The sequence below is a fragment of the Luteitalea sp. genome (assembly GCF_044337415.1).
GTDB lineage: Bacteria > Acidobacteriota > Vicinamibacteria > Vicinamibacterales > Vicinamibacteraceae > Luteitalea.
Window position 1 is genome coordinate 1 of the sequence record NZ_JBIINP010000265.1, and the last position, 4,820, is coordinate 4,820.

9 protein-coding genes are annotated in these 4,820 nt (G+C 69.8%); 2 read left to right on the forward strand and 7 right to left on the reverse strand.

Translation table 11 applies throughout. The features are described from left to right. Together ACIRDX_RS20515 and ACIRDX_RS20520 are read right to left on the reverse strand one after the other, a co-directional pair. Nucleotides 1-188, reverse strand: a 188-nt coding sequence (locus ACIRDX_RS20515) for an HIT family protein (RefSeq protein ID WP_396627299.1), incomplete at its 3' end; no start/stop codon positions are given. A gap of 30 nt (nucleotides 189-218) precedes the next feature. Beyond that, the gene (locus tag ACIRDX_RS20520) at nucleotides 219-515 is read right to left on the reverse strand and encodes a cyclic-phosphate processing receiver domain-containing protein (RefSeq protein WP_396627300.1); all 297 of its coding nucleotides are present in this window, start codon (nucleotides 513-515) and stop codon (nucleotides 219-221) included. Nucleotides 516-758: 243 nt separating this feature from the next. On the opposite strand from ACIRDX_RS20520, the gene ACIRDX_RS20525 reads away from it, so the two are divergent. Then, nucleotides 759-1,787 (forward strand): metallophosphoesterase, encoded by a 1,029-nt coding sequence (locus tag ACIRDX_RS20525; RefSeq protein WP_396627301.1) that lies wholly within the window; start codon nucleotides 759-761, stop codon nucleotides 1,785-1,787. A gap of 73 nt (nucleotides 1,788-1,860) precedes the next feature. Here ACIRDX_RS20525 and ACIRDX_RS20530 read toward each other — a convergent pair whose 3' ends face one another. Beyond that, nucleotides 1,861-2,067, reverse strand: coding sequence for a hypothetical protein (locus ACIRDX_RS20530; RefSeq protein ID WP_396627302.1), 207 nt, complete (start codon nucleotides 2,065-2,067; stop codon nucleotides 1,861-1,863). A 194-nt stretch (nucleotides 2,068-2,261) separates the two neighbouring features. Here ACIRDX_RS20530 and ACIRDX_RS20535 point away from each other — a divergent pair, with 194 nt between their 5' ends. Then, nucleotides 2,262-2,945 (forward strand): endonuclease/exonuclease/phosphatase family protein, encoded by a 684-nt coding sequence (locus ACIRDX_RS20535; RefSeq protein ID WP_396627303.1) that lies wholly within the window; start codon nucleotides 2,262-2,264, stop codon nucleotides 2,943-2,945. 142 nt (nucleotides 2,946-3,087) lie between these two features. Here the strand turns inward: ACIRDX_RS20535 and ACIRDX_RS20540 are convergent, their stop codons facing one another. From ACIRDX_RS20540 to ACIRDX_RS20555, 4 genes are all read right to left on the reverse strand, one after another. Next, nucleotides 3,088-3,474 (reverse strand): PIN domain-containing protein, encoded by a 387-nt coding sequence (locus tag ACIRDX_RS20540; protein ID WP_396627304.1) that lies wholly within the window; start codon nucleotides 3,472-3,474, stop codon nucleotides 3,088-3,090. Next, the gene (locus tag ACIRDX_RS20545; protein ID WP_396627305.1) at nucleotides 3,471-3,761 is read right to left on the reverse strand and encodes a type II toxin-antitoxin system Phd/YefM family antitoxin; all 291 of its coding nucleotides are present in this window, start codon (nucleotides 3,759-3,761) and stop codon (nucleotides 3,471-3,473) included. The genes ACIRDX_RS20540 and ACIRDX_RS20545 overlap by 4 nt, the downstream gene beginning before the upstream one ends. 380 nt (nucleotides 3,762-4,141) lie before the next feature. Beyond that, a complete protein-coding gene (locus ACIRDX_RS20550) occupies nucleotides 4,142-4,480 on the reverse strand; it encodes a type II toxin-antitoxin system VapC family toxin (RefSeq protein WP_396627306.1) in 339 nt (112 codons plus the stop codon). Nucleotides 4,481-4,493: 13 nt separating this feature from the next. Then, the gene (locus ACIRDX_RS20555) at nucleotides 4,494-4,673 is read right to left on the reverse strand and encodes a type II toxin-antitoxin system VapB family antitoxin (protein ID WP_396627307.1); all 180 of its coding nucleotides are present in this window, start codon (nucleotides 4,671-4,673) and stop codon (nucleotides 4,494-4,496) included. Nucleotides 4,674-4,820 lie beyond the last annotated feature (147 nt).

Here is a 4,820-nt window from a genome sequence, read left to right on the forward strand (position 1 = left end):
GGTTCGACCAGCGCCCAGATGGCCGCCTGTTCTCCGGCGGTCAACGCCAGGAAATCAGGTTCGTGGCGACGGGGGACGATGAGCGTGTGCCCGGGGTTGAGCGGGTAGCCGTCGTGGAAGGCGGCGGCAAGGTCGTTCGAGATGAGCAGTTCTGCTCTCGCGATACGGTCGCAGAAGACGCACGACATGGCGGCATCCTATCGCGCAGTGGGCCGGCACTACCCTCGTGGCCAGTGCTGCTCGATGTAGCGGACCATTCGCGGCGCGGCGAGTTCGTCCTTCGAGTGCACCCGAGGCTTCTGCACGGGCAGGTGCCCGCTCTCGAACATCCAGTGGAGCAGGTCCTCGCCGGTCTCGGTCGCGCGCATGCCGCTGAGGTCGTTGTCGAGCGACACGATGTCCCACTCGAACCGCGTCAGCAGGTAGCGGAAGTCCTCGGGCGTGCGCACCGGATACCAGCCGTCGGGGGCCGGGCGCCAGTCGTCCAGGTACAGCCAGCGGGGGGTGGTCGGCATCGGGGGCAGTCCAGTGAGCGGCTACAGCCTACAGGCTCCAGGCTACCCGACAGGTAGCCTGCAGCCGGAAGCCCGTCGCCTCGAGTGGTCGGCATCAGGGTGCGGCCTCGAGTCAGTGGCTACAGCCTACAGGCTACAGGCTGCCCGACGGGTAGCCTGCAGCCGGAAGCCCGTCGCCTCGATAGGCACACGGCGGGGTGAGACACCCCGCCCTACCTCTGAAGGCCGCAGGTCGTCGTACTCTTGGGCGCACGCAGCGGCGCTCGCGGCGGCCAGGGGCCGACCGCCTACGACAGCTTCTTCGGGGGGAGGCGCGTGGGGTACGACATCATCGGCGATGTGCATGGCGAGGCCACGATGCTCGAGGCCCTGCTCCGCACGCTCGGCTATCGCGAACGCGGCGGCGCCTGGCGACACCCCGATCGCACGGCAGTCTTCGTCGGCGACTTCATCGACCGCGGACCCGAGCAGCTCCGCACCGTGGACATCGTCCGCCGCATGCTCGACGCCGGCGCCCTCGCCGTGATGGGCAACCACGAGCTGAACGCCATCGCCTGGCACACGCCGAGAGACGATGGGTCGGGGGACTGGTGCCGGACGCACGTGGGCCGGAAGGGCGAGAAGAACCGGCGGCAACACGCGCGCTTCCTGGCCGAGGTCGACGGCCGCCCCAGCCTGCACGCCGAACTCATCGACTGGTTCCTCTCACTCCCCCTCTGGCTCCACCTCCCCGGCTTCCGCGTCGTCCATGCCTGCTGGCACGAGGAGCAACTCGACGTGCTGGCGCGCGAATGCCCCGATGCCCACCTGCCCCGCGAACGACTCGCAGCCGCGCTGATCAAGCCGCGCACCCCGGAGCAACACGCATCGGCCAGCTTCGTGCTCGGGCGCGCCGTCCAGACCGTGACGTCGGGCATCGAGGTGTCCCTGCCAGACGGCCGCACCTTCCTCGACCGCGACGGCAACCCGCGGCGCGACGTGCGCGTGAAGTGGTGGGACGCCGACGCCACGACCTTCCTCGAGGCCGCGCTGGTGCTGTGCGACGCGGAACGCGAGGCGATGCCCGACGAACCGCTGCCCGCGAAGGCCCGCGTGCGCGTGGACGGCGCGCCGCTCTTCTTCGGCCACTACTGGCTGCCCGGCGGCCCAACGCTGTCGTCCCCGCAGCTCACGTGCCTCGACTTCCAGGACCAGCGGCGGCCGATCCTCACCGCCTACCGGTTCGACGGGGAGACGGAGCTCAGCGCGGAGAAGCTCGTGAGCGTGAAGTAGGGGCTCGGGGCTGGGGGCTCGGGGCTGGGGACTGGAGGGCACACACGCCGGCCCGGGCAGTGGCGGCACCAGCCTAAGTCGTCGGTCCTTCGGCGCTTTCCGAGCGGGCCGCTCGGCCTCCGGCCTTGATGCGATCCGCGAGGGTACCGCTCGTCGTCTTGTCGTAGGTGCGGCCTTCGCCACGCGCGAGCTGGTCGAATCCCGCCTGGACGTCGGCGCGGAGCCGCGCGCGTTCGGAATCGCGGTCGTTCAGCGGGCGCAGCTCTTCGCGGTCGTTCATGGCCTGGTTACCTCTGGCGCCGATGTTGGGAGCTGTCGCCAAGCCTGTCAATGTTCGGCCTCGCCGCGGTACGCGGCCGCGTGCGACGGAGGCGTTGACCGCTGAACTGCAGCAACGGCGCCTGCATTCCCGGCATCGCAGCATCGCGGAATTGCCGTTCCGGTATCCTCAGCACTCATGGACTCGCTGCGCGCGTGATTCTCGGGACCTGGAACATCAGGGCCGGCGACGCGCGGGCGCATGCCGAGCGGCTCCGCAAGCACTACGGCGCAGGCGTCTTCGCGATCCAGGAGTGCCGCCAGCCGCCGCCGCTCGACATGGACATCCCCTGGGCGGGCGCCATCCCGTCCAAGGGGCTGGCCGTGGTGTGCAGCGACGGCTTCGAGATCGCCGCGCTGCCCGGGCCGCACAGCCACGACGGCCTGCCCGTACGCGTGCTCGGGCCGCGTCCGTTCACGTTCATGGGGCTGTGGTCGCACGGCAGCCTCGGCGTGACCTACCCCGAGTGCGTGCGCAACACGGTGCGCGCCTACCGTGAGGTGCTGCGCGACCAGGACGTGGTGCTCGCCGGCGACCTCAACTCCAACCAGGAGTTCGCGCACCTCAATCGCCGCCTCACCCACGCCGACCTCGTGCAGTGGCTCCACGAGTCGCTCGGCGTCGTGTCGGCCTGGCACGCGGTGCGCAGCGAAGCGCCGGGCCAGGAGTCGACGCCCACCTACTACCACCGCGGCAAGCAGAAGGCGCCCTTCCACCTCGACTACGTGTTCGTGCCCGAACACTGGCTGCCTTCGATCACGCGCGTCGAGATCGGCAGCTTCGACGAGTGGTCGTCGAGCGATCACCGGCCGGTGATCGTCGAGATCCAGGCAATTTGAAATTGGACATTTGAAATTCTCGGGCGCGGGGCTTCGCCCTCGCGCCATCAGCGCCTGGGCTGGGGGCTGGGGGCTCGGACGGCACGCGGCTCAAGGCTCGGAAGCACGGCTCAAGGCTCACAGCGCACGGCGCGGGTCGGCCTTACGTGAAGGCGAGCGGGATCTTGAGCTTCCTTGCGGCGGCGGCCAGGCGGTCGTCGTAGGTGGCGAGCGCGACGTCTTGTTGCTGCGCGCGCAGGTACTCGATCGCCGAGAGGTGGAGTGCGTCGAGCGTGCGCACCGGCGACGGGAACGGCTCGAGCGCGCGTGCCGTGGCCGACGGATGGAGCTCGACCGTGGCCATGCAGGCCAGTACACCACGCAGCAGCTCGCCGTGGCTCGCGCCGAGGCGCGCGGCGTGCAGGCGATTCCAGGCTTCGACGTGCGTGAGCCGGCTGGTCACGAGCACCTCGCGCCACAGCGAGTCCGGCGGCTGGCGCTGCTCGTCGAGCAGGTGCGCCAGCACCACGGACGTGTCGACGTAGATCACCGGTTGGCCCGTCCCTCGTCCAGCAATGCCGCGAGCTGCGCGCTGGTCATCACCGGTCGTCGCGGTGGCGGCTTCAGGGAGCGCGAGAGGGGCAGCGACACGATCCCCGTGCGCACGGCGTCGGCCAGTAGCGCGTCGTGCACGTCCGTGCTGCGCGATGCGTCTGGCGGTACGAGCTCGGCCACCACCATGTCGCGATCGGTGACGAGAATCCGCTCGCCGCTCGCCGCCAGCCGCACGTACTCGCTCAGCTTGTTCTTCAGCACCTTCAACCCCACGGCACGCATGATCCCAAGGTAGCTTCCGGAAGCTACTTTTGCAAGACATGGTCTCCACGCCCGGAAGGAGAGCACGTTGCGTGCCGGGCACGGGGGCGCGTGTTCGGGCCGATCAACGCGATGGTCGTCGGGAGGGATCGCAGGAACTGCCACGACGCCGCCCCGGGGGCGTGGCTGTTTACGGAACAGCAGGGGCTGGGGGCTGGGGGCTCGGATGAGCGACTCAAGGCTCAGGGCTCAGGGCTCACAGAGCACAGCTCGTCGCGCAGGGGCTGGGAGCTTGGCGCTCGAAAGCTACAGGCGCGGGGCTCGAGCAGCACGGCTCAGGGCTCAGCGTGAGCGCCGCGGCCGGGGAGTTGCGGCATTCCCGGCATCGCGGCATCGCGGAATTACCCCGATACAGCCTTCAGGGCGCGGTCTCTCGTGAGGAGCGGGACGGCGGCGAGGCGTGCGGAGGCGAGGAGGTGGAGGTCCACCCACCCGAGGCCGCGGCCATGCAGCGCCTCGCGCTCGAGCAGGTGGAGCACCTCAGCCTCCGTGGCAACCGGCGCACGGGGCAACCGCTGCAGGTGACCGACGACGTCGGCGCGGCGCTTCAGGGTGCCGCACGCGATCTCCCCGATCACGAACGGGTGCACCAGCACCTGTCCCTCGTCGAGCAGGAGCGACAGCTCCTCGTCGCCGCGGCGCAGGTGGTCGATCCAGACCGACGTGTCGACGAGGATCATCGCGCGGCCCCCCTCACGCCGGCCGGCGGCGAGGGCCGGCAGCGGCGTCCGGGTCGGACCCCGCGAGGCGACGCAAACGCGCGGCGTGCTCGCGCGCCACCAGGGCCCGCAAGCCCTCGTGCACCAGCGCCGTCTTCTCGGAAATCCCCGTCAACTGGCGCGCCTCGTCGATCAACCCATCGTCGAGAATCATTGTCGTTCTCATGCATATCATGATGCCTCTTTCCGTGCATAGGTGGCAAGAGCCGACGGGTACCAATGCATGGGGCACGCCAGCCGGACCGATGACCAGATCGGCCAGAAAGCGCGCAGGCGAGGAGCATGGCGGCAGGAACTGCGA

Excerpts from the sequence above, each read along its gene's own strand:
- ACIRDX_RS20545 (WP_396627305.1), bottom strand. The coding sequence starts at position 3,761 with ATGCGTGCCGTGGGGTTGAAGGTGCTGAAGAACAAGCTGAGCGAGTAC.
- ACIRDX_RS20530 (WP_396627302.1), bottom strand. The coding sequence starts at position 2,067 with ATGAACGACCGCGAAGAGCTGCGCCCGCTGAACGACCGCGATTCCGAA.
- ACIRDX_RS20550 (WP_396627306.1), bottom strand. The coding sequence starts at position 4,480 with ATGATCCTCGTCGACACGTCGGTCTGGATCGACCACCTGCGCCGCGGC.
- ACIRDX_RS20555 (WP_396627307.1), bottom strand. The coding sequence starts at position 4,673 with ATGATTCTCGACGATGGGTTGATCGACGAGGCGCGCCAGTTGACGGGG.
- ACIRDX_RS20520 (WP_396627300.1), bottom strand. The coding sequence starts at position 515 with ATGCCGACCACCCCCCGCTGGCTGTACCTGGACGACTGGCGCCCGGCC.